Annotated in this window: 22 protein-coding genes; 12 read left to right on the forward strand and 10 right to left on the reverse strand. The window is 53.1% G+C overall.

The window, feature by feature from the left end:
* Window positions 1-48: 48 nt before the first annotated feature.
* Genes GOV89_RS02365 through GOV89_RS02380 form a run of 4 tightly spaced genes read left to right on the forward strand, consistent with a single transcriptional unit; the run spans window position 49 to window position 3,627 of the window.
* Window positions 49-1,191: an ABC transporter ATP-binding protein gene (locus tag GOV89_RS02365; RefSeq protein ID WP_170482804.1), complete on the forward strand. Its 1,143-nt coding sequence runs from the start codon at window positions 49-51 to the stop codon at window positions 1,189-1,191.
* A 50-nt stretch (window positions 1,192-1,241) separates the two neighbouring features.
* Window positions 1,242-2,150: an ABC transporter permease subunit gene (locus GOV89_RS02370; RefSeq protein ID WP_371810599.1), complete on the forward strand. Its 909-nt coding sequence runs from the start codon at window positions 1,242-1,244 to the stop codon at window positions 2,148-2,150.
* Window positions 2,151-2,993 carry an ABC transporter permease subunit gene (locus GOV89_RS02375; RefSeq protein ID WP_170482798.1) on the forward strand — a complete coding sequence of 281 codons (843 nt, stop codon included), beginning with the start codon at window positions 2,151-2,153 and terminating at the stop codon, window positions 2,991-2,993. It begins immediately after the preceding gene.
* Window position 2,994: 1 nt separating this feature from the next.
* The gene (locus GOV89_RS02380; RefSeq protein ID WP_170482795.1) at window positions 2,995-3,627 is read left to right on the forward strand and encodes a TetR/AcrR family transcriptional regulator; all 633 of its coding nucleotides are present in this window, start codon (window positions 2,995-2,997) and stop codon (window positions 3,625-3,627) included.
* Between the two features lie 22 nt (window positions 3,628-3,649).
* On the opposite strand, the gene GOV89_RS02385 is transcribed toward GOV89_RS02380, so the two are convergent.
* The gene (locus GOV89_RS02385; protein ID WP_170482791.1) at window positions 3,650-6,109 is read right to left on the reverse strand and encodes an FAD-dependent oxidoreductase; all 2,460 of its coding nucleotides are present in this window, start codon (window positions 6,107-6,109) and stop codon (window positions 3,650-3,652) included.
* Window positions 6,110-6,295: 186 nt separating this feature from the next.
* Between GOV89_RS02385 and GOV89_RS02390 the strand changes: the two genes are divergently transcribed.
* Window positions 6,296-7,075, forward strand: a complete 780-nt coding sequence (locus GOV89_RS02390; protein ID WP_170482788.1) for a class I SAM-dependent methyltransferase — start codon at window positions 6,296-6,298, stop codon at window positions 7,073-7,075.
* A gap of 33 nt (window positions 7,076-7,108) precedes the next feature.
* Here the strand turns inward: GOV89_RS02390 and GOV89_RS02395 are convergent, their stop codons facing one another.
* From GOV89_RS02395 to GOV89_RS02410, 4 genes are read right to left on the reverse strand one after another with little or no spacing between them, the layout of a single operon-like run.
* Complete coding sequence (locus GOV89_RS02395; RefSeq protein ID WP_171237353.1) at window positions 7,109-8,488, reverse strand: aminotransferase; 1,380 nt, start codon at window positions 8,486-8,488, stop codon at window positions 7,109-7,111.
* 13 nt (window positions 8,489-8,501) lie between these two features.
* Window positions 8,502-9,677, reverse strand: a complete 1,176-nt coding sequence (locus tag GOV89_RS02400) for an aminomethyltransferase family protein (RefSeq protein WP_170482781.1) — start codon at window positions 9,675-9,677, stop codon at window positions 8,502-8,504.
* Window positions 9,674-11,206, reverse strand: coding sequence for an NAD(P)/FAD-dependent oxidoreductase (locus GOV89_RS02405; protein WP_170482778.1), 1,533 nt, complete (start codon window positions 11,204-11,206; stop codon window positions 9,674-9,676). Before GOV89_RS02405 ends, GOV89_RS02400 begins: the two co-directional genes overlap by 4 nt.
* The gene (locus tag GOV89_RS02410; protein WP_170482774.1) at window positions 11,203-12,840 is read right to left on the reverse strand and encodes an NAD(P)/FAD-dependent oxidoreductase; all 1,638 of its coding nucleotides are present in this window, start codon (window positions 12,838-12,840) and stop codon (window positions 11,203-11,205) included. The genes GOV89_RS02405 and GOV89_RS02410 overlap by 4 nt, the downstream gene beginning before the upstream one ends.
* Before the next feature lie 139 nt (window positions 12,841-12,979).
* Here GOV89_RS02410 and GOV89_RS02415 point away from each other — a divergent pair, with 139 nt between their 5' ends.
* Window positions 12,980-13,618, forward strand: coding sequence for a TetR family transcriptional regulator C-terminal domain-containing protein (locus GOV89_RS02415; protein WP_170482771.1), 639 nt, complete (start codon window positions 12,980-12,982; stop codon window positions 13,616-13,618).
* Window positions 13,619-13,645: 27 nt separating this feature from the next.
* Complete coding sequence (locus GOV89_RS02420; protein ID WP_171237354.1) at window positions 13,646-14,998, forward strand: MATE family efflux transporter; 1,353 nt, start codon at window positions 13,646-13,648, stop codon at window positions 14,996-14,998.
* 21 nt (window positions 14,999-15,019) lie between these two features.
* Here the strand turns inward: GOV89_RS02420 and GOV89_RS02425 are convergent, their stop codons facing one another.
* Window positions 15,020-16,312 (reverse strand): FAD-binding oxidoreductase, encoded by a 1,293-nt coding sequence (locus GOV89_RS02425; protein WP_170482764.1) that lies wholly within the window; start codon window positions 16,310-16,312, stop codon window positions 15,020-15,022.
* A 78-nt stretch (window positions 16,313-16,390) separates the two neighbouring features.
* Here GOV89_RS02425 and GOV89_RS02430 point away from each other — a divergent pair, with 78 nt between their 5' ends.
* The 5 genes from GOV89_RS02430 to GOV89_RS02450 all read left to right on the forward strand — a co-directional run bounded on the left by GOV89_RS02430 (window position 16,391) and on the right by GOV89_RS02450 (window position 22,432).
* Window positions 16,391-16,720, forward strand: coding sequence for a hypothetical protein (locus GOV89_RS02430; protein WP_170482760.1), 330 nt, complete (start codon window positions 16,391-16,393; stop codon window positions 16,718-16,720).
* A 174-nt stretch (window positions 16,721-16,894) separates the two neighbouring features.
* Complete coding sequence (locus tag GOV89_RS02435) at window positions 16,895-17,563, forward strand: TetR family transcriptional regulator C-terminal domain-containing protein (RefSeq protein ID WP_371810595.1); 669 nt, start codon at window positions 16,895-16,897, stop codon at window positions 17,561-17,563.
* 75 nt (window positions 17,564-17,638) lie between these two features.
* Window positions 17,639-19,696: an FAD-dependent oxidoreductase gene (locus tag GOV89_RS02440; RefSeq protein ID WP_171237355.1), complete on the forward strand. Its 2,058-nt coding sequence runs from the start codon at window positions 17,639-17,641 to the stop codon at window positions 19,694-19,696.
* A gap of 61 nt (window positions 19,697-19,757) precedes the next feature.
* On the forward strand, window positions 19,758-20,210 hold the full coding sequence (locus GOV89_RS02445) for a GNAT family N-acetyltransferase (protein WP_170482750.1): 453 nt from the start codon (window positions 19,758-19,760) through the stop codon (window positions 20,208-20,210).
* 548 nt (window positions 20,211-20,758) lie between these two features.
* Window positions 20,759-22,432: an acetolactate synthase large subunit gene (locus GOV89_RS02450; protein ID WP_170549177.1), complete on the forward strand. Its 1,674-nt coding sequence runs from the start codon at window positions 20,759-20,761 to the stop codon at window positions 22,430-22,432.
* Window positions 22,433-23,253: 821 nt separating this feature from the next.
* On the opposite strand, the gene GOV89_RS02455 is transcribed toward GOV89_RS02450, so the two are convergent.
* The 4 genes from GOV89_RS02455 to GOV89_RS02470 all read right to left on the reverse strand — a co-directional run bounded on the left by GOV89_RS02455 (window position 23,254) and on the right by GOV89_RS02470 (window position 26,634).
* Window positions 23,254-23,841 carry a hypothetical protein gene (locus tag GOV89_RS02455; RefSeq protein ID WP_171237356.1) on the reverse strand — a complete coding sequence of 196 codons (588 nt, stop codon included), beginning with the start codon at window positions 23,839-23,841 and terminating at the stop codon, window positions 23,254-23,256.
* A 271-nt stretch (window positions 23,842-24,112) separates the two neighbouring features.
* The gene (locus GOV89_RS02460; protein WP_171237357.1) at window positions 24,113-24,919 is read right to left on the reverse strand and encodes an ABC transporter permease; all 807 of its coding nucleotides are present in this window, start codon (window positions 24,917-24,919) and stop codon (window positions 24,113-24,115) included.
* Entirely contained in the window at window positions 24,916-25,803 is an 888-nt protein-coding gene (locus GOV89_RS02465; protein ID WP_171237358.1) for an ABC transporter permease, read from the reverse strand. The genes GOV89_RS02460 and GOV89_RS02465 overlap by 4 nt, the downstream gene beginning before the upstream one ends.
* 81 nt (window positions 25,804-25,884) lie before the next feature.
* Complete coding sequence (locus tag GOV89_RS02470) at window positions 25,885-26,634, reverse strand: transporter substrate-binding domain-containing protein (RefSeq protein WP_171174818.1); 750 nt, start codon at window positions 26,632-26,634, stop codon at window positions 25,885-25,887.
* Window positions 26,635-26,652 lie beyond the last annotated feature (18 nt).

Raw genomic sequence — 26,652 nt, forward strand, 5'->3', positions numbered from 1 at the left:
TTCGCTACTGAATCCCCGGATCCCGACTGGCAGACTAAGAGGCCCAAATTGACTGTTTCCACGGCTGTCAGCCCAGAACCACGGCTTGATCAAAAAGAGCAGCAACCTTTGGTCAAAATCAGAGGCGTAACCAAGAAATATGGTGCAGTGACCGCTGTCGACAATGTTGATCTGGATATCTACAAAGGAGAGTTATTCTGCCTTTTAGGCGGATCTGGATGTGGAAAGTCGACACTGCTTCGAATGCTTGCTGGGTTTGAGGAATTGAACAGTGGCACAATCACTATCGACGGAGTCGATATGGCCGATGTGCCAGCCTACGAACGTCCGACCAATATGATGTTCCAAAGCTATGCGCTGTTTCCGCATATGACCGTCGAAAAAAACGTGGCTTTCGGGTTGGAGCAAGACCATGTCCCCAAGCTAGACATTGCGGACAGAGTTCACGACATCCTCAAGCTTGTTGAGTTGGAAGATTTCAAAAAGAGAAAACCTAAACAATTGTCCGGTGGGCAACGCCAGCGTGTTGCCTTGGCGCGGGCCCTAGTCAAACGTCCAAAGCTGCTGCTCTTGGATGAACCTTTGGCTGCTTTGGACAAAAAACTGCGCAAGCAAACGCAGTTTGAGCTTGCCAACATTCAGGACAAGGTCGGCGTCACGTTCATCGTCGTGACTCACGATCAGGAAGAAGCAATGACCCTGTCTTCGCGAATGGCGGTTATGGACGCGGGTCGCTTCAAACAGATTGGAACTCCGACAGAGATCTACGAGTTTCCAGAATCCCGCTTTGTGGCTGACTTTATCGGATCAGCAAATATTTTTGAGGGCAGGGTGACCGAGGATGGGGCCGACCATGTTCGGGTCGAAACCGAGTTCTGCGAAGTTTATATTGATCACGGTCATTCTGTTAAGGCTGGCAGCAAGATTTGGGTTGCGCTGAGGCCCGAGAAAATTCGACTTGAGAAATCTGATGCAATTGCTGAGGGCGCGAACCAGACAGCGGCCGTTATCGACGATGTTGGGTATTTGGGAGAGACATCGATCTACAAGGTAAGGCTTCCCAATGGCGAAATCTTCGACGTCACTCAGCCCAACCAGTCACGTCCGACGCATGCTGCGCAGCGATTAACCTGGGAAGACAAGGTGAATATCAGCTGGGATCCGTCTAGCGCCATGTTGCTCCACTCATGACGGATTTCACCGAGGATATGTTCGAACCGCCGCAGGTTGAACGACAACCCATGATCCGTTTAGTGATGCGGCGTATCCAGAACAGATGGCGTCAGATCGTCACTGTCATACCGTTCTTCTGGTTACTTGTATTCTTTCTGGCACCGTTCTTCATTGTCGCAAAGATAAGCTTAGCTGAGCTGGCGATTGCGAGCCCGCCATTCACAAGTTTAATTGAGTGGACAGGTGACGGGATCATGACAATCCGCCTAGTCTTCGACAATTTTGTCTACATCTGGGAAGACAGCCTGTACTTTGACACTTACGTAAATTCACTCAAGATTTCAGTAACGTGTACGTTCTTGTGCCTCTTGTTTGGCTACCCTATTGCCTATGCAATTGTACGATCGGGGCCGGTCGCGAAGCCGCTCTTGTTGTTTGCAATCATTCTTCCGTTTTGGACGTCTTTCTTGTTGCGGGTCTATTCGTGGATGGGCCTGCTTGCGGATCAAGGCACGATCAACAACCTTCTGATAGCGCTGGGGGTGATCGATGAGCCGATCCGCATGCTTTACACGGAATTCGCCGTCTATATCGGGATCGTCTATACCTATATGCCGTTCATGATCCTGCCGCTGTACGCGAATATGGAGAAGCTGGACAACAGCCTAAACGAGGCAGCCGCCGACCTTGGTTCCAAACCAACGAACACTTTCTTCAAAATCACATTACCTCTGACGATGCCTGGAATTGTCGCTGGTTCACTGCTGGTCTTCATCCCTGCGACCGGCGAATACGTTATCCCCGATCTGTTAGGTGGCGGCAACGTGCAGATGATTGGGCGGGTTCTCTACAATGAGTTCTCTAGAAACAGCGACTGGCCAGTGGCCGCCGCAGTTGCGATTGTTTTGCTGTTCATACTGGTGCTGCCAATCATGGTTTTCCAGCACTACCAAGGGAAAGCAGCGGAGGAGCAATAGATGTACGCCAAACGCTCCCGTTTCTTAACCATCATGCTGACCTTGGGACTGGCATTCTTTTACATCCCAATGATCCTGTTGGTTGTTTACTCATTCAACTACTCCAAGCTGGTACCAGTTTGGGGTGGATGGTCGTTACGCTGGTACAAGGAGCTTTTTCAATCTGCCGAAGTTTGGAGTGCTGTTTCACTCAGTCTTCAGATTGCCATTGTGAACGCTACATTTGCCACAGCGCTTGGCACCTTGGCAGGTCTTGCTATGGTGCGCTTTGGCCGGTTTAAGGGGCGGACTTTGTTCGGAGGGATGTTGGTCGCGCCCTTGGTGATGCCTGAAGTGATAACCGGATTGTCTTTGCTGGTTTTCTTCATCTCTCTGAACCAGGTGATCGGATGGCCTGCAGAGCGTGGTTTTGCGACGATTACAATCGCGCATATTACCTTTTCTATGGCCTATGTGGCGGTGACAATTCAGGCACGCTTAACCGGTGTGGGGCAAACACTGGAAGAAGCGGCCGCCGATCTTGGCGCAAAACCGTTCAAAGTTCTGACGGCTATAACGATCCCACAGCTGACGCCGGCACTAATTTCGGGATGGTTGCTGGCATTCACGCTGTCTCTCGATGATTTGGTTATAGCAAGTTTTGTTACTGGCCCTGGCGCAAATACCTTGCCAATTTTGATCTTTTCACGCATTCGACTGGGCCTCAGGCCGGACATCAACGCGCTAGCAACCATCATGATTCTTGTGATTGCTATTTGCGTTGCCATCGCAGCAATAATTATGTTCCGACAACAGAGAGCGGATTTGCTGGACAGGCAAATGGCCGAAAGAGAGGAGAGTTAAATTGGAGACGCATGAGCTTCAGAAAAAACGACGCACCGAACCTCCTGAAGTTCGTCGCTTGCAGTTGATAATGGCGGCCATCGACTCGATCTCTAAGCGTGGGTTTTCTGACACGACGCTCAAACATGTGACCGAAACTGCCAATCTGTCTCATGGCGTTGTGAACTATCACTTCGACAGCAAGGAAGCACTGTATGACGCTGCGTTGGGTTTCCTTGCAAAAGAGCATTATGAGAATTGGCTAAAGTCTTACGACGATGCGGAACCTACAGCCGCACATCGGCTGGCAGCCATCATTCGAGCGGATTTTGACAAAAGTATCTGCACCCACAAGCGCTTGGCTGTCTGGTTTGCTTTCTGGGGGCAGGCAAAGTACCGGCCTAATTATCTGAAGATCCATAATAAATATGACAACGAAAGATATGATCGAATTTTGCGCCTGTGCGGTGAATTGATTACCGAAGGTAGTTACGACGATCTCGATCCGGAAAAAACAGCCCGTGCTGTAGAGGCGATGTCTGATGGGGCGTGGCTAAGCTTGATGTTGTATCCCAAAGTGGCTGATCGTCGGGAATTCAGGGATGTTTGCATGCTTTCGCTGTCGCGGTTTTTCCCAAAACACTTCCCGGTCTGAGGAAAAGCAACGAACGGCCGCTTCAACACTTTATCTTTTGCATGCCGGGGTCATAAAGCGGTTTGAGCGAGGCGGTTGCATCATACTTCTCGTCTGCAATTTCGATCTGCCAATGCCCCGTAGCGACTATGTCCGCGGTCAACGGTTCGTCAATCTCGGCAAAACCAATGCCGACAGCAGCGCCGAGCGTGTGTCCATATCCGCCAACTTGAATATATCCGACTTCATTGCCGTTTAGATAAATCATCTCATTGCCGTACATGAGAGGCTCTGGGACTTTTAGTAGGAACTGCAACATCCGGTTGTTGGGCGTGCCTTTCGCATTGATCGCGGCGAGTGCTTCCCTGCCGATGAAGCCACCAGGTTTGTCCAATTTGACGGCAAAACCAAGCCCGGCCTCAATTGGGTTGTCCGTGTTGTCCACGTCAATTCCGAAATCACGATAAGCCTTCTCTAGCCGTAGGGAGTTGAGAGTTTGCATTCCAGCATTGCGAACACCCAGATCTCGACCTGCTTCCATAATCAGATCGTAGGTCTGCACGGCCTGAGTGGCGGGTACGTGAAGCTCCCAGCCGAGTTCTCCAATAAACGTCACGCGATAGGCCATGACTACGGCATATCCGATGTCGATTTCACGCGCCGTCATGAAGGGAAAACCTTCGTCCGACAAATCGGCTCCGGATATTCTGCACAGTAGTTCGCGCGACTTGGGGCCGTGAACGTTGATTTGGCAGCGCCCTGCGGTGATGTCGGTTATAACTACGTTCTCGTCGTCCAAGATGTGCCGTCGCATGCGCATCTCGGTATGACCCGCCGAGTTTTCTCCTACGATGACCCAGTATCTCTGATCGGATAGCCGGGTAACTGTAAGGTCAGCCTCAAAACCACCCCGTTCATTTACCCAGGCTGTGTAGACGACACGACCGGGTTCAACATCAACGTCATTGCAAGAAAGGCGAGAGAGTAGGGCGCAGGCACCCGGTCCTTCGACGCTGAAACACGCCATTGATGTCATGTCCATTACGATGACATCCTCGCGTGCTGTCCGGTGTTCTTCAGCGTGCCATTCAAACCAATTTTGGCGATACCAACTATAGTTCTCGACCTTGGCCTCTTCGGGCGTCGGAGCAAACCAATCAGGTTGTTCCCAACCATTTCCTTCGGCGAAAAATGCTCCGGCCGCTTTGAGACGGTCATAGAGCACTGAACGCTTAACGTTTCTGGCCGTTTTGTAGTTCTCATTGTGGTAGTGCTGTCCAAAGAGCTTTCCCAGCAACTCAGGTGTTCTGTCGCGTCGAAAGGCCGGTGTCGCCATTTCACGGGAAAAGCGATTGACGTTGATGCCGGTAACATCGATGGGCGGCAAGCCGTCCACCATCCAATGGGCCAAAACCATTCCCGTACCCGCGCCATTCAGGATGCCAAGTGAGTTCATCCCACATGCAACCCAGAGATTGCGCAGTTCAGGCGTCGGGCCAACAAGCGGCGCAAGATCAGGCGTAAAGCTCTCAGGACCGCAGAATAGTTTTTTGACACCGTAGTTCATGGTGTCAGGCACGCGCGAATAGGCTTTCTCCAGGTCGGGCCCAACACGTTCCCAGTCTGGTTCAATCTCTCCGAATTGCCATTCATCCGGGATACTATCGAGCTTCCAAGCCGCAGCGCAGGGCTCAAAAAGCCCTAACATCATCCCGCCGACTTCTTCACGGTAATAAGTGAAGGTGGAAGGGTCTTCGAGAACGGGTAGATCGCGAGGTAGGCCCGGGATACTTTCCGTTATCAGGTAGTAGTGTTCAGCCGCCTGGAGCGGTAGATTTACACCGTGTTTTGCACCAAGTTGGCGAGACCACATGCCACCGCAGATCACAACGTTTTCGGCTGTTATGGTATGACCGTTCGCGGTGCGGACTCCTGTCGCGGTGCCGTTCCTGGCTAAAATCTCTTCAACCCGCACACCTTCGAAGAAACGTGCGCCTCTGTTTTTGGCTCCCTTGGTCAGAGACATTGTCACGTCCACCGGGTTGGCCCGACCATCCTCCGGAATGAGGAATGCTCCAACGACGTCTGATAGGTCCCCTATAGGGAACATATCCTGCGCTTCCTTCACTGAGACTTCGTGGTTGTTTATCCCAAAACGCCGCATGAAGGCGGCGACGCGGCGCATCTCATGCAGGCGTTCTTCATTGGTTGCAATCTGCAGATATCCAACGTCGCGGAAACCTGTGGATATACCGGTTTCCTTCTCTAGGTTCGCATAAAGGTCTCGACCGTGCGTGTAGATAGCGCACTCAGCTTCGGATTTAAGGAGGCCAGCTACGATCAGGCCGGCGGCATGCCAAGTGGTCCCTGATGTCAGTTGTCCCTGTTCCAGAACGACAACATCGGTATGGCCGAGCTTAGTCAAGTGATAGGCCGTGTTCGCGCCGATCGACCCCCCACCAATAATCACGGTTTGGGCATGCGTCGGTAGGGTGTCAGCCATTGCGAGAAAATCCTTTTAGGCGTTCTTATCTCCGAATACCAGTCAAATTACTTGATGTCTACTGACTGAATGATCATTCAATTATAGCTGAATCTTCGACCTGCGATTTCGCGATAAAGCTTGTCTGAGATGAGAGAAAAGGTTTCACTACAGTGACTGACTGACAATCAGATGCGGGGGAATCCTATGTCAGACGAAATCCTATATGACCAACAGGCAATTAGCTTTCTGGAGGAGCTTTGGGGGGAGGGATTTCTTTCACCGGGAGGCCCTGAAGAAGTTGCTCGTGTTGTTGAAGGGGTTGATCTGAAAGATAAGCATATCCTTGATATAGGATGCGGATCTGGGGCGATCGCAGTGTTGATGGCAAGGGAGTTCAGCGCCGCTAGAGTTACGGGGATTGATGTAGAAGCCCCGGTTTGCGCGACTGCGAAAGAGCGAGTTAGGCAGGCGGATCTGGAGGGAAAGGTCGAAATCATACAGGTCACTCCAGGTCCAATGCCATTCGAAGATGGTACTTTTGACGTTGTGTTTTCGAAGGACTCGATCATCCACATCCCCGACAAGGTAACGATGGCTGCGGAAGCTTATCGTGTGCTCAAACCAGGCGGTCATTTCGCTGCTTCTGACTGGCTGACCAATCATGATGGTGAGATGTCACCGGAAATGGCGCACTACGTAAAGATGGAAGCCTTGGAGTTTCAGATGGCGTCGCCCTCTAAGTACCGCGCTGCTATGGAGCTGGCTGGCTTTGAAGACGTAGAGTTAGTCAACCGCAACGCTTGGTATGCTCAGGTATCAGCTACTGAGCTGGAGGAATTGACCGGGCCAAACCGAGTCGACTGGGAAGCTCGTCATGGTGCGGAGTTTATTGAACATCAGATCGAGATCTGGGACGCTATGCAGCCAGTGTTGAAAACCGGAGAGCATTGCCCGCATCACATCCGTGGTCGGAAACCTGCCTGATCTGACTGGAACTTTGAATGGGCGCGATGACCGTTATGCGTCGTAGTCCTTGCTGACCTGCGCCATACCAGCTTCCATGATGTCGAACATTTCGTCTATCTGCGACAGAGTTATGATCAGAGGGGGCGAGAACACGGCCATGTTTCCAAATGGTCGCAAGAGGAGTCCCATCTCCTCGCACGCATCGTCCAGTTTCTGTCCAAACTTCACATGCGCTTCATAACTCTCGACGTTCAGTTCAGGGCGACATTCTATGCACCCGAGGAGCCCGTGACCGCGCACATCCCCAACTATCGGAAACTTTTCCTTTATTTGATTTAGGCGGTCCTGGAAATGCGGTGTGACGCGTTGAACGTGTCCTAGAATGTCCTCGCGCTCCATGATTTCAATATTTTTAATGGCAGCCGCGCAGCTCACAGGGTGCCCGGAGCATGTGTAGCCGTTGTAGAAAACATCGTCGCCCGGTGCGTCTGAAATGCGTTTCATTACTGCGTCCGAGATTACGCAGGCACCTAGCGGCAGATAGCCCGAGGTTAAACCTTTTGCGCAAGTGATAATGTCAGGGACGATGCCAAAGACCTCTTCTGAGGCGAACCAATGACCCAGCCTTCCAAATCCGGTTACGACTTCATCCGAAATGTAAAGAATGTCGTTTGCCCGGCAAATTTCGAGCGTGCGCTTATGATAACCCGGAGGTGGAACGATCACGCCACCGGAACACAGGATCGGTTCAGCGATAAAGGCGGCAACACGGTCGGCACCTACCTCAGCAATCAGGCTCTCAAGGTCAGCAACTTTGGCGTCGCACCAGGCATCAACACTCATGCCTTCTGGCCGGTGGTAGGGATTCACGTCTGGAAGGAAACGCACCAGATCCTGAGCTTTCTCAAAGCTCGTTTCGAAACGTTCTTTCCCAGTGACAGTCGCGGCGAGAAAGGTAGATCCATGGTAGCCTTTCTCCCGGCTGATCACGATCCTCTTCTCCGGTCGGCCAAGCCGTTTGTTCATGAAAAGTGCGGTCCGCAGTGCGGTGTCAACGGCCGTAGACCCACCGGTCGTGAAGTGCACCGTGTTCAGATCGCCTGGTGTACGTTCGGCGATCATTCGCGCCAAAACGGCCGCGGGTTCGGTCGTAAACGACCACGGCGACGCGTAGGGCATCTTCATAACCTGTTGAGAAATGGTATCGGCCATCTCTTGACGCCCATATCCAATCTGTGTGCACCACATTCCGCCAGGGCCATCAATATATCGCTTCCCGGCAGCATCCCAAAGGTAGATACCATCCGCTGTATTTACCCGCATGTACTCGTCGGACCCAAAGCCGTCGGTTCCGGCCCAAGGATGTAGGTGATGGTCGCGATCCCAAGCGACAAGGTCGCCGTCGGTTGGTGTATTACCTAGGGTGTTCACGTCTGCTTCTCCTTTAGGTACGAGCCGGTGGCGTAGCACGCGCGCGGGGCGGTGCGAAAAAGGCTTTGGTGACAGGTGTGAGGCGCGCCATCCTGGTGCGCCATTTGCCTTCTTGCAGAGTGTAAATCTCGGCCTTCCAGCCGGATGACCGACCAGCATCCGGCATACGGACATGGGCCAACGCAATGTTGCGCTTGGCGGTCGGCGACCATATTCCGGACGTTATGTGTCCAATTTCTTTTTTGCGTCGGTTGTAGATCAATGACCCTTCTGAGGGCTTGAAACCTTCAACATCGAAACGCATGAGGAGGCTTTTTGGAGCCTCTCGCTTGGACAGCAGCTCTCGCCGGCCATTGAAATGACCTTTGTTGAAGTCGACTAGCCGGCCCAGACCAAGTTCGAATGGTGTTTGGCCTCGGTGCAACCGTTCGGTAGCATGAACCGGTTGAAAATCCACACCTGCGGTCAGAAAACCGGCTTCGATGCGGGCCAAGTTTACAGCTTCGTATCCAATGGCGCGCAGTCCCTGATGTTCGCCACCTTTCCAAATTCTGTCCCAAAGCGCTTCTGCCTTGCCCCAGTCGCACCAGAGCTCGTAACCTAAATCACCGGTAAAACCCGTCCGCGAGATCATGAGACTGTGGTCAATTTGGGCGAGATCGAATGGCTTCAGCTTGCTGACATCTAAACCAGCGGCTTCCAAAACTGCGTAAGAGGTCGGCCCTTGCAGCGAAAGTCCAGCAACACTGTGAGTTTCGTCAACGACTGAAACGTCAAACCCCCATGCAGCATCTAGCAACCAAGTCAGCATTTGTTCCTGACAGCAAAGGCGCCAATCGTTGTCGCCAAGATGGAAAAGAGTTCCGTCATCGATGACCATACCCTCTTCATCACACCAGACTGCGTACCCCACGCGACCAACGCTGATTTTTCGGACGTCCCGAGTCACGAGGCGATTGAGCATCGCGGTCGTGTCTGGCCCGGTCAATCGGTATTTGTGCATTGGCGAGATGTCGAACAAGGATGCCTGATTTCGCAGCGCGAAGTACTCAAACTCGACACTGTCCAGCAGACCTGGGGCAGCATAGCCGGCCCAATCGTACCAATTTTGTGCGCGATTTTGCTCTTCGAGTTTTTTGTGAAACGGCCCGGGTATCAAACCGAGTTTTGGATCGGTAAAGATGCTCATGGCTGAGCCTCTAGTGTCGCCAGCGCCGCATTGCGACCAGCGAGACCCATGACATCACCACCGGGGTGCGTTGCTGCACCGCATTGGAACAGCCCTTTCGGCCCCATGGAGTATCTGGACATCCCGTTCGCGGGCCGAAGTGTCAGGAGCTGGTCCAAAGACATTTCTGCATGGTGCCAGTGCCCGCCGGGCGCTCCGGTTGCGCTTTCGATTTGATCCGGTGTTATAACCTGTCTACCTGCAATTTGATCACCCAAGCCGGGCAGGGCGCGGCTAAGAGTTTCAACTGTAATTTGCGCCAGCTGTTCCTTTGCAGTCTCGGTCCAGCCGCCTTCAAGGTCAGATGGCGCATATTGCACAATGGTTGACAGCCAGCTTGCCCCGTCGGCTGTCTGCACTTTGAAGGCTTCAATCACAGGTGCTTTGGACATTTGACGATACTTGGCCGGATTGAACGCAGCTTCGACGTATTCCACAGAGGGAGCATAGATAAGACGTTCTTGAGCCAACTCGTCGCTCAGGCCGGGTAGGGCGGAGCCATCCCTTAGCCGTAGATTGACCTTTGCCGTTGTTCCACGCGCCCGTATATTTCGCACTCGCCGCATCGTTTCGATGTCAAAGGCAGATGGGCCGGTCATTCGGCTTGTTAGTTTTGGGGCAAGGTTGCTGAGCACAATGGGTGCCGCAATGGTTCGTCCATCAGTGGCTTCCACTCCAGAGACTGCATCGTTATCCAACAGAATGCGGGATACTTCAGTGTCCGGCATAAGCAGGCAACCTGCCTTTTGTGCAGCTTCCACCATCAAGTCGGTTAACGCGCACATCCCGCCTGCTGGTTGAGTGATGGTCCCTCCGTGACCGAAACGATAGATCAAATTGAACACCGTGCCCGGAGATCTTGGACCGGTGGCTGTCCCCCAGATTGCATCAGCAGCAAGCATTCCAGCCACCGGTCCTCCCGAAAGGTCATCTATGACAATGTCTTGGACATTGGATAAGACAATCTGCAGGAAACGCCGCATTTCAGATTTACCCAGCTTTTTCAGGCCTATGCCCAGTTTTGCCAGGCGCAAAAACTCGTTGAGTCCACCCCTGGAAAGGATGGCCTTTTGACCCCCAGGAGGTGGAGCCTCGGCGAGTTGGCGCAAAAGGTCTCCATACGTAATTAACTGGCGTGTCAGAACGGACCAGGCATCTGATTCCGGATGTTTCGTCCCGTCGCTCCAGTACACGCCGTCGTTCTTGAAGACGATGTGCCGCCCATCCTCAGACAGAGAGACTGTGGAGACGGGTTTACCGGACAGGACAGGGTGTTGAGTATCTATGCCGACATCACCCAAGGCCCGCGAGCTCAGGTTGTAAAGCGAGTGGGCGAGAGTCGGGCCGCCGTCCACAGAATAAGACGCCATGCCGCCGAACCTGTCGGATTTCTCGATTATACAGACATTCTTGCCGCGTCTACTAAGTAGTGTTCCGGCAATCAGGCCGTTTACACCGCCGCCAATAACAATCGCATCAAATTGGCTCATGCGGCATACCCCTTCATTCGGCCATGTCGTGTTTCTTTCCTGAGAATAGCCCGGGCAGCGTTTGCACCTGGGGCTCCCATAACCCCACCGCCGGGATGAGCGGACGACCCGCACAAATAAAGCCCCTTGATTGGTAAATTGTACTGCGACCAACCCGGGACGGGCCGATTGAAGAAAAGCTGATCAAAAGTTAGTTCGCCTTGGAAAATGTTGCCCTCTGTTAGACCGACCTCGCGCTCGATTTCCAATGGTGAACGCACTTCCATATGAACGACGCGCTCGCGAATATCGGGACAGGCCACAGACATCTGGTCGAGTACAGTTTCTGCCATCGCGCTGCGCTGCTTTTCATCCCAATTCTCTGCGGATCTAACGCCGTCGACTTCTAGATCATAAGGAGCATATTGGACGAAAACCGTCATCATGTGGGCACCTGTTGGCGCCATAGTCGGATCAATCTGGCTGGGGATGAGCATGTCGATATAAGGCTTTTCCGACCAGCGCCCGACTTTCCAATCATCATAGGCCTTTTCAAGTTCAAGGAGGCTCTGCGACACATGCAAATCACCCCTGAGAAAGCTGGTGTGCTCGGGTGCTGCAGGGAAATTTGGAAAGCGGTCAAGAGCGATGTTGAGTTTAGCCGAAGACCCACGGATTTTGAAGTTTCGCACCGCCTTGGTGAAGTCATCCGGTAACTCGGCCGCGTCAATATGGTGCAGAACAGTGCGTTTGATATCCATATTGGAGGCAACGACAGGGGCATAAAAAACCTTGCCGTCTTCAAGAGCCACGCCTTCAACGCGGCCGTCTTTACTGAGGATTTTCTCAACCCCCGAACCCGTATGGATCGTACCCCCGTGCTCTTTGAATGAGGCAGCAATCGCATTCGAGATCGCGCCCATCCCGCCGCGCGCGAAACCCCAAGCACCGATGCCGCCATCAATGTCCCCCATGTAGTGATGAAGAAGTACGTAGGCCGTCCCGGGCGAGTACACTCCGAGGCCGGTTCCGATAATACCTGAACCTGCCAAATGGGCTTTAATCAGGTCGTTTTCGAAGTGTTCATCTAGAAAGTCACCAATGGACATTGTCCAGAATTTCAGCGTTTCACCAAGCTCCCGATTACCCAGCCCATGTGCTTTTTTTACGAGGTATGCCAGTTCGCCGAGATCGCGCGGATGGAGAGAAGCGGGGTCCGGTGCGTCCCGAAGTAAAAACGGACGGATAAAACGGCATTGCCGCATGATGGCTTGCGAATAGCGGCGATAGGCGTCGGCATCATTTTCAGAATGACGTTCCATCTCACGCTTCAGAGCGTTGTGGTCGGAATAGTAGGCGAAGTAATCCCCATCGCGCGTGAAGCTCGCGCCGCCTTCATACGGAATAACCTGAAGACCGTATTTTGGTAGCTCGAGGTCCCTAGCAATCTCGCGCCGCAGGAGGGAACAAACGTATGAGCAGTTCGAGTATGTCCAACCCTCGTGTAACGACCGGCTGACTGCCGCGCCACCGATCCAGTCGTTCTTTTCGACCACCAAAACACGCATGCCAGCGCGCGCCAAATAGGCGGCGGCGGTTAATCCGTTGTGACCAGCGCCAGCCACAATCACATCGTATCTGTTATCAACCGTCAAATTGTTCCATCCCTTTCTCTTCCGTTTACAGATCGGGTGCGCGTTCGTAAAGTTTATTTGAGCGCTCAAATAAATTTCAAGCTATTGACGCATCTTTTTTGCGCGCTGTAGATGGCTGCATTCGTAGGAGGAGCGACAATTGGTCGAAGCTGAGCGGAAACGTCCTCGCAAAGAGCGGAAGGAGAACGCAGATCGTCGTCGCCGGCAGCTGCTGGACGCGGCTTGCCGCTCTATATTGACCCATGGACTAGCAAAAACGACGCTTGCAACGGTCGCGTCTGAGGCTGGGCTTTCTCAGGGTGTCGCGGCGTTTTACTTCAAGTCAAAACTAGGTCTTCTGACAGAAACTTTGCGCGACCTTTACCAGCGTTACGAAAAGCACTGGACAGCTTCTTTAGAGCTAGCAGGGGACAAGCCGGCCGAAAAGATAAGGGCTTTGATAAAAGCTGACTTCCACCCGGAAGCCTGTGGTCCCGATGTCTTGCCCCTTTGGTATGCATTTTGGGGCGAGCTTCGATTTCAACTGCAGTATGACGAAGTTGCCGAGCATTTTGAGACACGTCGAAGAGAGACTTTGAGATTGATCTGGAATGAACTGCTCTCAGCAGACGACGCTATTTCAGCAGATCAAATGGCTGAATGGATGGAGACATTGACGGATGGCTATTGGCAACGATTGCATCTCGCTCCGGAAGGCCTGAGCCGAAAGCAGGCGGAGCAAGCTGCCTGGGGATGCCTTGTTCGATTGGTTCCAGAATTACTTGGAGATACGGCTTAGTCAATTTCGACTGAAAGGCCCCACAATATGACGCGAGTGCGGATATCGAAGCGGCCTCGGCCATCCTGGGGCGCCATTATAAAAGAGGCGCGTTACCTTGCGCGGCTTGCTCTCCCGATCGTCATTTCTCTTGCTGCTGCTGCTTTGATTGGTGTCGTTGACACAGTGATGGTGGCCCCGTTGGGAACGCTTCCTTTGGCGGCGGTCTCAATTACGGCCTCGGTGCTGATTATTTTCTATTCAGCGCTCTACGGCTTTGTGTCCGCAATTGGGGTGCGCATGGCAGAAGCTTTTGGGAAAACGAGTGACCAAGGGCTGGCAGCAGCGACAAGCGCCGGGATTTTTGTTGCCCTGGTCGTGGGGTCAGTTGGCGCTGTTGCAATGATCTGCCTTAAGCCTGCTCTTTCTTGGATTGGGCAGCCGCCTGAAGTGGTCAGTCTAATAGGTGGGTACTGGATCGCGATGTGCCTACTTTTGGTGCCCTTTACGGTTTTCTATACTCTGAAGGCTCTTTTTGACGCCATGGACCGTCCGTGGATTGGAGTTGGTCTTGCGTTTCTTGCGGTCGGTTTCAACATCCCTTCAAACTATGTTTTGATCCATGGAGTTGGTGGCTGGCCGGGTCTGGGTCTCCTCGGCGCCGGGATGGCAAGTCTGTTGTCTCAGATAGTGCCGTTGATCATGGCGCTCGTGATTTTGCGAGTGTGGAAAAGAAAGAGAGGTTTCTTGAGGGCCAAGATTTTCGACTGGTCCGAGGTCAAAGCGCAGATCAAAGAAGGCTTCATTATATCCGTTGGTTATCTGGGGGAGGGGGCCGCTTACGCAGTTGCCGGCCTTATGCTTGGTTGGTTCAGCGCCGCCGCGCTCGCCGCGCATCAAATCGTTTCCGCGGTCAGTGACGTCATTTACATGGTGCCGTTAGGCGTTTCGATTGCGATTTCGATACGCGTAGCTCAGGCAATTGGTGCCGATGAAAGAGAAAGGTTAAAGCCGATTGTGTTGGCTTCGTTGTTGGTGGTCGTTGGTTGGATGGCCGTTGTCGTGACTGGTATTTTGTTTGGCCGTGCCCCTTTGGCAAACAGCCTGTCAGATGACCCAGAGGTCGTTTCTCTCGCGATATCGATGTTCCTTGTGATTGCGGCAATGCAGGTTGCAGATGGTGTGCAAGGAACGATGCTAGGCGCTTTCCGGGGCATGATGGACAATCACGTTCCTGTTGCTATTACCCTGATTGCCTATTGGTTTTTTGCATTGCCGCTTGGATATGCGCTGGGCTTTTGGCTTGGGTTCGGCCCCAATGGAGTTTGGATTGGGTACGGCTCAGGTCTCTCTTTGGCCGCTATCGCGTTGACCTTTCGCTTCTTCTCTAAAAACCGGTAGTCGGCGCTGTTTGCCAGCTCACTAAAGGCCCAACTTGTCTAAGAGTTTAAGGCGTAGGATTTCTGCTTCGACAAGAGTTTCTTTCGCGAATGAGAAGGGCAGTGGTTTGAGGAGAGTAACCGGAAATTCCAGCTCGTCCGCTTTGGTTCCTGTTGCCCATTTGGCAAGGACACGCCCCATTGCCGTGGCGATGGCTACGCCGCGCCCATTGTATCCCAGACCTGTCATAACCCCCGGAGTGATCTCATGCAGGTGTGGATAATGATCTTTTGTCAAAGCGACAAAGCCACCCCATTCGTATTCCCACTGAACTCTGGACAATTGGGGGAAAAGTTCGACAGAAATGCGTTTCAACCGCTCAATTTGTTTGAGAGTGGACTTGTCGTTGTAGGTGCCGCGACCTCCCATCAGAAAGCGACCGTCGGCATCTTGCCTGAAATAGAGAAGTAGGCGTCGTGCGTCTGACAAAGCGTTGCCTTCTGGCAGAATTGACTGGCGGACATTGTCGGACAGGGGCGACGTGGCTACCTGAACCGAGCGAACGGGTAAAACTGATTTAGCCAACCGCGGATGCAGATCTCCAGAATAGGCGTTCGTGCAGATCAGCACTTTTTCTGAGATGACAGCTCCTTTGGGAGTTTCGACGCGAAAGCGGCCGGCTTCGGATTTAATCTGATTGGCAGGCGTTTCGCCGAAGATTTGCACGCCATTGCGGCGACCTGCTTCAGCCAGTCCAAGTGCATAATTCAGCGGGTGCAAAACACCACCGCGGCGATCCAGAACACCACCAAGGTAGGTTTCGGTCCCGGTAAGACGTTTCATTTCGCTTTGATCAAGCTGTCTCATGCCCCCGCCGTATTTGTCCCAATCCTCGGCTAGCTTGTGCAATTCCCTGAGTGTTTTGTGGGTATGAGCGGCGCGCAGCCAGCCAGGGCGCTTTGCATCGCACTCAATGTCGTACCGGTCCACTAAGTCAAACACAAGGTCGCCAGCGTCACCGGCCATTTGGATCATTCTGGTTCCCCTGAAATCTCCAAACTTTGCTTTGATGCCCGTCGGCCCGTCTTTTAGGCCCACGTTGACTTGGCCGCCATTGCGTCCCGACGCTCCCCATCCTGGGTGCTGCGCATCGACCAGAATAACGTTGACGCCTTGCTCGGCTAAATGAATCGCTGCCGAAAGCCCGGTGAACCCTGCTCCAATCACAGTCACGTCCGATTTCTGTTCGCCAACGAGTTGGGGGTACTCGGTCGGATAAGCTGCAGTTGCTGACCACAGACTGTTCGCGATGACGGGGTTTTCGTTGCGGATCATCTATGGGCCTCGCGCTTGCCTTGCGGGGGGAATTGCATAAGTTTGGCTGACGATGCTTTGCCGTAAGGTTTGTGACGAATGCCAAGACTGTTGAACCAATTTGATTTGAAGCCAACCGTCGAATTCGACGCCTTCGAGCAAGCTTGGAGCGCGTTTGTCGAACATTTGGTCACGACAGGTCTAGCCACGAACGGGACGCCTTTGTGTATACGCAACCCCACAAGTGGCTACGATACCGACGAGCAGCGTGATCATTCGCTTATGGCAGTTATCGAGTTTAGGGATCAATTGCAGGCCGATGCAGCGTGGGTGGCCATTGAGGATCGCATTGAGCCTCTGGGGGCTTTGCATCGCAGGGTTATTTCTATGGTACACGACCCGCTTTTCACGTTTTGGTCGGAACTTTAGTTCGACGGTTGCGAACATGGGGATTGTTTTCACATCATTTTCCCTTCATCATTGAATGATCATTCAATCAATGACATATAACCTTTAGATGTCAAATCCTCACTGGCTGGATGAAAATGGCTGTTGGGGGAAGGCAAAACCGATGAACTGCTTTAGTTGATGGGATGCATTCGGGTGAGACAATCGCCAATCGAAAAAACAAACCCTGAGGGGCGACGACGTACCGAGTCCAAAGAGGTGAGGCGTCAGCAACTCATCGACGCTACAATCGACTCGATTGCTCAGAACGGAATTGGCGGAACGACCATGTCCACCGTGACCGAGATTGCAGGTCTGTCGCTCGGCATCGTCAACTTCCACTTCAAAAGCAAACAAAAATTGCTCGAAGAAACGCTGCTGTTTCTCGCCAACGAACACCACGAACAGTGGTTGGAAGCCTTCGATAGCGCAGGCTTGTCAGCGCCAGAAAAGCTGTTGGCTATCGTCGATGCGCATTTTCACCCCCAAATTTGCACTCCAAAGAAACTAGCCGTTTGGTTTGCGTTTTTTGGAGAGGCAGGGCGGCGCAAAGTCTACCGCAATCTTATCAATGACATCGACCAGGAGCGGTACAATATCGCGCTGCGCCTGTGTTCCGAAATTTCTGAGGACGGTGGATACGACGATATCCCGCCAACGCAAGTCGCCAACATACTCGAGGCTCTTTACGACGGAATCTGGCTAGAGCTTTTGACTTACCCCGAGAATTTTCAACGTTCTGTTGCCCGGGATCACATCACCGCCTTCCTTTCCAAGGTCTACCCGGATCACTTTCGAATGCCCGTGTTCAACAACGGTGATTGAAACAGAACGGCTCTCAAACCGGAAACTTCAAAAAAAATCATCCAGCGAATGACGCAGCTAACTAAGGCTAAAAATATGGGTAGGGACTCTCGCTACGACATCCTTTTCGAACCAGTCCAAATCGGGCCGGTTACTGCGCCAAATCGGTTTTATCAGGTACCACACTGTACCGGTATGGGCTGGCAATACCCGCGCACACTTGCCGCGATGCGCAAAGTGAAGGCGCAAGGCGGATGGGGCGTCATATGCACGGAATACAACTCTATCCATCCATCATCTGACGACCTGCCGCACCCTTATGCGTCGCTTTGGGATGACAGTGATGTTCGGGCGCATGCGCTTATGACCGATGCGGTTCACGAATACGGTAGCCTTGCAGGGGCTGAGCTTTGGTACGGAGGCGCCAACTCGAACAACTTGTTTTCCCGCTTGCCGAGCATGGATGTAGACAGTCGCCCCAATGCGAAAGGGCACCCTTTTCAGACACGCGCAATGGACAAGCAGGACATCCGGGATTTACGCCGCTGGCATCGAAAGGCCGCTATAAGGGCACGAGACGCGGGTTTTGACGTTGTCTATGTTTACGCAACGCACGGATACCTGATCTCGAACTTTCTACATCCGCGCGTGAACACGCGCAGCGACGAATATGGTGGCAGCTTAGAAAACAGGGTGCGACTTACTCGGGAGTTAATTCAGGAAACCAAAGACGCCGTTGGCGACCGGTGCGCTGTGGCCGTTCGGTTCTCGGCAGACGAAGAGATCGGCGAGGATGGCCAGCCAATCTATGGTGAGCGACGAGAGATGTTTGAGATGCTCTCTGACCTGCCGGATTTGTGGGATATCAACATCGCAGATTACTCTGTCGAGATGGGTGTGTCCCGTTTTACCAAAGAGGCCGCACTTGAACCTTACATGCATTGGGTCAAATCCGTGACGGACAAGCCCGTCGTGACCGTTGGTCGTTTCACGTCGCCGGATACCATGGTCTCGCAAGTCAGGCGGGGGATTACGGATTTCATTGGGGCTGCGCGCCCGTCGATTGCTGATCCATACCTTCCCAAAAAGATTGAGGAAGGGCGCTTGTCCTCGATCCGCGAGTGTATCGGATGCAATGTTTGTTACGCCAGTGACTCGATAGGGGTACCTATTCGATGCACTCAGAACCCAACAATGGGGGAGGAGTGGCGCAAAGGATGGCACCCTGAAATCATTCGTGAGAAACCCTCAGATGCACGCGTTCTGATCGTAGGGGCAGGCGCTGCTGGACTGGAAGCAGCACGGGCACTTGGCGTGCGTGGGTATGATGTTCAATTGGCAGAAGCTACTCGTGAGTTGGGTGGCAGGGTCTCTCGCGAAGCGGCTCTGCCTGGAATGAGCGAGTACATTCGCGTCAAAGATTATCGCGAGCAGCAATTGATCGAGATGCCCAACGTTGAAATCTACCGTGAAAGCCCGCTGACAGTTGACGATATCTTGGCTGTTGATGCTGACCACGTTGCGATCGCAACCGGCGCGACCTGGCGGAAGGATTATTTTGACGAAGAACGTTTTGTCCCGGTCGCAGAAGGAGCCGTCCTAAGTCGCGTTTTCACCCCCGATGACATCATGGATGGAAAGCTTCCCGATGGACCGACGCTCGTTTTCGATGGGGACGGCTACTACATGGCCAGCGTTATCGCTGAGAAAATACGGGCTCAGGGAAATGCCGTCACGCTGGTTACACCATCTGACAGTGTTTCTGACTGGGCCGAAAAAACGTCCGAACGTTGGCGCATCCGAACGCATCTGCTTCGATTGGGGGTTGAGGTCCTGCCGTCAAAGTCGCTCAAGCATTTCGATGGCGAAATCTCAGAGTTGGAGTGCACCTATGGTGGGCCAAGTGTGACCGTTCCGGTTGCCAATATTGTTATGGTTACTGCTCGGAAGCCAAATGATGGCCTCTACAGCGGATTGCTAGGGCGGATGAGTTTTGAGGACTTGAAGTTTAGCCTTCGTCGTATTGGTGATTGTGACGCTCCGGCGATAATTGCGGCAGCGGTTTATTCAGGCCATCGATACGCCCAGGAGTTGGGCGAGGCGGTGGATAAGGACATTCCACTTTTACATGACCGAGTGGATGTCGGGCATTAGCTCATTTGACTGTATTACGCGATCTCGATTGAACGCATAAAAAAACAAGGAGAAACCATCCATGCCAGAAGGCTTAACTATCCGTCCGCTCGAATTGCGAGACAACGAACAGTGGCGCCGACTGTGGACAGCATACTTGGATTTCTACGAGACCTCTGTCCCAGAAGAAGTCTATGAGGTTTCCTTCAATAGACTGTTGTCAACGGATGCAGGCGAATACAATTGTCTGATCGCTGAGTTGGACGGAAAACCGGTTGGATTAGCGCACTATCTCTACCATAGGTTCATGTGGTCGGTGGAGGATACGTGTTATCTTATGGATCTTTTCACTGATCCAAAGGTCAGGGGAAAAGGCGTTGGTCGAGCTCTGATCGACTCTGTCTTCCAGATCGCCAAGCAGGACGGTGTTCCAACCACCTACTGGACAACTCAAGAATTCAACTACGCAGGTCGAGTTCTGTACGACAAGGTGGCTAAAAAAACGCCATTTATTGTCTATGAAAAAGACGAATAACTTGTGCCGTCTTGCCGAAAAAAACATCTTGTTGCGGGGAGGGGTTTAGTAGCCTTCTTCCATGCAAAATCGATCCCAGAAAAATAATTCAAAACCAGCCGTGGGGCTACTTGATTGGCGGTGATGCTGTATGTTCAGTTCCCATTGTCGCCCCGAGTAGTGAAGATTTTTTTGCACGTTGAAGGATCGACGTAAGCAAGGAAATCGTCCTGTATTGGCGGCACCGCTGCGACGCCATGCTCGCGTCAGAGGTTCGAACAAATACTGTTCGATAATTGCGGATGTCTTGTCAGTAGTATTTGGTCTAACGCGGAGTTCGATGGCCTGCTTGCAACACGACATTGTCGGTTGCTACGGCTGTTGAAGCCCTGTCTCGCGCGTGCTGTATTGGAAAACGGTCGATGGGTAGAGATGGATGCTTTGTTTTTTGATTTCCAGTAGCCGCAAACCGGCGAAAACCGAGCGAACCGACCCTAATTGGGAAGGAATAGATTTTCACCTGCATCTCAGGCCTGACCAACGGATCCACTGTGATATTAGGAGAGCACATGTCCGCTTTTGACCAAACCGCAACCTCCTTTACCAAAGCCTCGGATTTGCTGGTCGCAGCGCTAAAGGCTGAAGGTGTTGAGTATGTTTTCGCTGTCCCGGGCGAGGAAAACCTTGACGTGCTGGAGTCTTTGAGAAGGTCCAAAATTGAACTTGTTCTTACTCGCCACGAACAAGGAGCGGCATTCATGGCGGCGACTTATGGGCGTTTGACGGGTAAAGCTGGGGTATGCATGGCGACACTTGGGCCTGGTGCCACGAACTTTGCGACGCCTGCAGCTTACGCGCATCTGGGTGGGATGCCGTTGGTCATGATCACGGGCCAAAAGCCGATCAAGAAATCGAAACAGGGCCAGTTTCAAATCATTGATGTGGTGGGTTTGTTCGACCCGATTTGCAAGATGTCCAAGCAGATTGTTCACGGCAACACCATCCCATCGTTAATCCGCGAAGCGTTTCGTGTCGCGCAAGAGGAGCGTCCTGGCGCCGTTCTATTGGAACTTCCCGAGGATATAGCGGCCGAAGATACCACCGATCCGGTCCTGCAACCCCATCCGCGCTACTACGCCGTGGCTGGTGACACGGTGCTGAATGAGGCGGCCGAGATGATCCGCTCGGCTGAAATGCCTTTGCTTTTGTTGGGGGCGGGAGCCAACCGAAAGCATGCTCGCAGCGCACTTAGTAAGTTTGTGAATGACACGCAGATTCCTTTCTTTGACACTCAGATGGGTAAAGGCGTGGTCGACGAGCGGTCTGATCTGTTTTTGGGAACGGCAGCCTTATCCGATGGGGACTATCTGCACTGCGCGATCGAACGCGCTGATCTGATTATCAATGTGGGTCACGACGTCGTGGAAAAACCGCCATTCTTCATGAAAGAAGGCGGGACCAAGGTGATCCATGTGAACTACAAGGCCGCGCAAGTTGACCAGGTTTATTTCCCGCAGGTCGAGGTTGTCGGCGATCTTGCGCAATCCATCGAACGACTGGGGAAAAAGCTTGGTGGCCCACTGGATTTTGACCGCAGCTACTTTGAGCGGGTCAAACAGGAAACCGATGTGCACATCTCCGAAGGCGCAGATGATCCGCGGTTCCCGGTAATCCCACAGCGATTTGTGGCTGACACGCGTAAGGTCATGCGCGACAGCGATATCATTGCGTTGGACAACGGCATTTATAAAATTTGGTATGCCCGCAATTATCAGGCTTACCAACCTAATACCGTTTTACTGGATAATGCACTGGCCACAATGGGAGCCGGCCTACCCTCAGCTATGATGGCAGCCAAGCTCTATCCTGACCGTCGTGTGATGGCGATTTGTGGAGACGGCGGATTTATGATGAATAGTCAGGAGGTTGAAACGGCCGTTCGCCAAGGCCTCAGTCTGGTTGTGACCATTCTGAACGACAGCTCGTATGGGATGATCCGGTGGAAGCAATCTCACGCCGGGTTTGAAGATTGGGGGCTGGAGTTTAACAACCCTGATTTTGTGCAATATGCCAGAAGCTATGGCGCGACCGGCCACCGGGTGGAGCGAACCGAGGATCTGGTACCCACCTTTGAGCAAGCGTTCGCAGTAGGTGGCGTACACCTGATCGATCTTCCTGTTGATTACAGTGAAAACCAACGCGTACTGATTGACGAACTGGCCGAAAAGGTCTGTTTGATCTGATCCGTTTTTCGAAGTTTGGTCGAAGCGATTGGGCTGGAGTCGGGCAGAGCGTGAAAACACCAGGTCGACGCGGTTTGTGTGTCGTAAGCACCTCCTACTTGAGTTGCGGGAATGAGTTTGAACCTAGAACACTCGTGCATTTGCTGACTTATTGGGCAATCGGAAGGGTGAAGTGAATGCGTTGCTGGCGAGTGGTCGCCACACCACGCATTCAGCCCGCGTATTTGTCCCCATAGTGGTCGTTCATGACTTTTCAGCGAACGTCCGCATCTAGCTCAAAACGGATACGGATGAGCGACCAGCCTGCCGCTGTCTGAAGTTTTGTATTCGGGAAAAATCGAAAAAAGGATCGTGGGCGGTGTTCGGAAGGCAGCCGTAGCGTTTCTTAGAAAATCGAAAAATTTTTGGGGAAGGGGTGACGGGCTGTGGCGGTGCCAAGCTCCACTCGCCCCCGTGTTTTTGTCGGGATGGGGGGGTATTTTCGGGGTTATGCCCGGCCTGACAAAACCCACCCCGACGCCTACCTTTCGATCGACGAAGCCTCATTGAATGCTGGTACCAAGTCTATCTCTTTGTGTATCTCGATCGCCATTGGTTTGTGGTTTCGCGGGAATGCGCCGTTTGCCTGCGTCGCTCACGACGGTTCTTGACACGGCCCCAAACTGCGCGCGGCGCGTCCACGGGCGCGCGCGATACCGAAAGGCTGCAGAACAAAGAAAACTTCAGGTTTCTCACACGGGGAAATGCGTGTGTGTTTTAGTACGTTCATTTCCCCGTAAGAGAATTCAATACTTTTCTGACTTTTCTGCCTTTGTTGTTTTCTAATCGCGCACAGCGCCCCTGAGAAAATTGGCTAACGCTCTTTTTTGGCTCGGCAAATCACCGATAATCACCTGTCGGTCAGTGTTGGATGCAGAAACCTCCAATTCGAATGCACCACAGGCACGAAGTTGGTTCCAGAAGGCCTTTCCATATGGAATGTCGTATCGCTCATTGCCGTGACCGCGCGCACATTCCTCGTAAACCTCGCGAACATTCTGCCTAGAAACCGTGAATGTGCGCCCCTCCCAGCCCGTTTCGATTGGGTCAACTTCGCTGTTTGCTTCCGAGAACGATGCCAGCACCAATTCTTTGGGTAGCTCGCCGTCTTCGACGCTGCTGGCCCACCACCGCTGCGGCCCCGTGAGTGACCTAGCGCGCTGTTCCACGGTCGCTTCCGTGATCACACGCTCTGCCATTGGGTTGAATCCGGAAACGTCGCGGTCGAGCATTTTTTGCAGAAAGTGCGCTGCGCCGTCGCCGCGAATGTGGTCGTGCAGAGCCTTGAAGTATTCCGTGTCGTCTTTCCGATGGTCCGAGACCTCGCAGACCACCACGCGGCGATCGTCCACATCGATTTGGGGGATCATTGATCAACATGTATGTCAGTATGCCTGACAATGCCACAATATGTAGAGACTGCCGTGAATAAATGCTGAATAAAGCAGAGAAATTTCTTACATAAGTTATTGAAAATAAAATAAAAAATGACGAGAGCTTGTCGCTTGTGGATCCAGAGGTCCCCTGTTCAAGCCAGGGAGGCGGTACCACTTCTCTCAAAACAGGTTTGTTTTTCACGCGACTGCACGCGTTGCGCCATTCGAATGGCTTTGAAAGTTGATGCGATGCGCGCGCTGAAGATCAGCGCGCGAGGTTCAGTTTGAAACGCATCTTGGTTTGCCTGGCAGCTGGAAGATGTCGGTTCAAGCGCTTGTTGATCACGCCAAACCCCCAGACGATTACCAGTGTCAGCAAGATGAAATAGAAGGCCAGGATCGGATAGGGAACGAATGGATTAAACGTCTTGTCGGCAAAGTAGCTGGCGTAATACAGCGCGTCTCCGCGTTGTTGCCAGGCTGGGAAGGCCGAGAAGAAAACAAGGGTCGTTGCGTGGAACAGAAAGATCGCCTCGTTCGTGTAAGCCGGCCATGCCAGGCGCAGCATGGTGGGCCAGACGATCCGGCGGAAGCGAGCCCAACCTGTCATGCCATAAGCATCAGCAGCCTCGATATCGCCTTTGGGAATGGATCTGAGCGCACCATAGAAAATCTCGCCCGAATAGGCAGCGGTGTTCAGGAACAGCACGATCAGCGCCCCCAACCAGGCTGAGGTGAAGGCATCAAACATCGGGTAGGATTTCTTCAGCGATAGTAAGAAGAAATAGGCAAAGAAGAACTGGATAAACAAGGGCGAACCGCGGAACAGGAAGATGAACCATTCCGAAGGTTTGCGTAGCCACTTGTTTGTCGAGGCTTTGCCGACGGCCAGGGCGGTGGCCAGAAAGAACCCGGTGGCCAGTGCCATGATCCCGAAATACACATTCCAGATCATACCTGACCCGATCAGTGTAAACTGCTCGCACAGGGTGAAATCGTTCTTGGGCAGCAGACGCTCGCCAATGCCAAGAGAACGGAGGCCATAGTCCTGAATGGTCTGCAAGCAGCTCATGCCGTGGTCTCCTTGCGTAGCAGTTCACCGCCCGAGGTGGCCTGTCCGTGCGACAGCTTGCGCATCAGTTTTTCCAATCCAATCTCGGATACGCGGGTCATACCCAGATAGAAGATGAGCAGGAACAGGAAGTACCACATCCGCCAGTCTCCGTGCGGGTACTGGGTGAATCTGGAGGTTTTGGTGCCACCAAGCTCGCGCGCCCAATAGACGATATCCTCGATCCCCAGCAGGAACAGAAGCGGCGTCGCCTTGATCAGAACCATCCATAGGTTCGACAGGCCGGGCAGGGCGTAGACCCACATTTGTGGTACCAGGATGCGCCAGAAGGTCTGGCGACGGGTCATGCCATAAGCTTCGGCTGTTTCCAGCTGTGCGTGCGGTACCGCCCGCATGCCGCCGAACAGAACGTTTGCGGCGAAGGCTCCGAAAACGATTGAGAAAGTGATGATGGCCAGAAAGAACCCATAGGTTTCGTGCACCCATTCCGGCGCAGTCCCCAATGGCAGCTTGGCCGCCTGACACACGATGAAATCATTTCCCTGACGGATCGGGTCGGTCCATTCGGGGCACAGGATTTTATGCCGCGTCCATTCGAACGCCTGATCCAGGGCAATAACAAAAAACAGGAAGAATGCGATGTCGGGGACGCCGCGCACAATGGCGATGTACCCTTTTCCCAGCCAGCTTAGTGGTGGGAAATGAGAACGGGCTGCCATTGCGCCCATAAAGCCAAACGCCAACGCAACAGGCGCGGTCACGGCCAGCAATCCCAATACCTTCAGGAAAGACAGGTAGAAGGACCAGTGGACACCGTTGGTCAGGTAACAAGAAAACCAACGGAATGTTCCGAGCGTGTCTGGATCAGCGCAGTAGGAAAACATGTAGCGTCTTTCGAACGTCGTGCCCGCGTTGCTGTCGGGCGAGGTTCGGCGCGACTGGCACGCCGAACCGCTTGATACGGATTAGTTTGTAACGACCGAACCGTCAGCGTTGTAAGTTGGAACGCCTTCGCCGAACCACTTGACGATCAGTTCGTTCAGCGAACCGTCTGCTTTCATCGACGTGATCGCTTCGTCGAACTTGCCACGCAGTTCGCCATCCGATTCACGGATGCCTAGGCCAATACCGCCGCCCAGCGGGACATCATCGCCTACGAAAACCAGCTCACCGCCCGATTCTTCGACGATCGGCACCAGAAAGTCCTTGTCAGCAAAGACCGCATCGGCTTCACCGTTACGCACGGCTGCGATCGTTTCTTCCGGGGTTGCGAATTCAACCAACGTCGCGCCGGATTCGGCTACGTGACCGGCCTGAATAGTTGCGGTTTGCGCGGCGACGATACCGCCGGCAACATCAACGCCTTCCGCTGCACCGACATAGGCCGAAGCCGCAGGCGGGAAGTAGTTCTGGGTGAAATCGATGACCTCGTCACGTTCGTCGGTGATCGACATGCCGGCGATGATAGTGTCGTAGTTGCCCGACACCAGGTTTGGAATGATCGAATCCCAATCGTTCTTAACCCACTCACACTCCAGGTTTGCGCGTTTGCACAGCTCGTCGCCAACCTCACGCTCGAAACCGTCGATCTCACCGGCGTCGTTGATGAAGTTATACGGAGGGTAGGCGCCCTCGGTGCCCATGCGGACGGTGTCGGCCATGGCGATACCGGCAGTCAGCGCCAGTGCTGCGGTGGACAGAATCAGTTTTTTCATTGGTTACTCCCCAGTTTG

It is taken from the genome of Ruegeria sp. HKCCA5763, assembly GCF_013034545.1.
Taxonomy (GTDB): domain Bacteria; phylum Pseudomonadota; class Alphaproteobacteria; order Rhodobacterales; family Rhodobacteraceae; genus Ruegeria.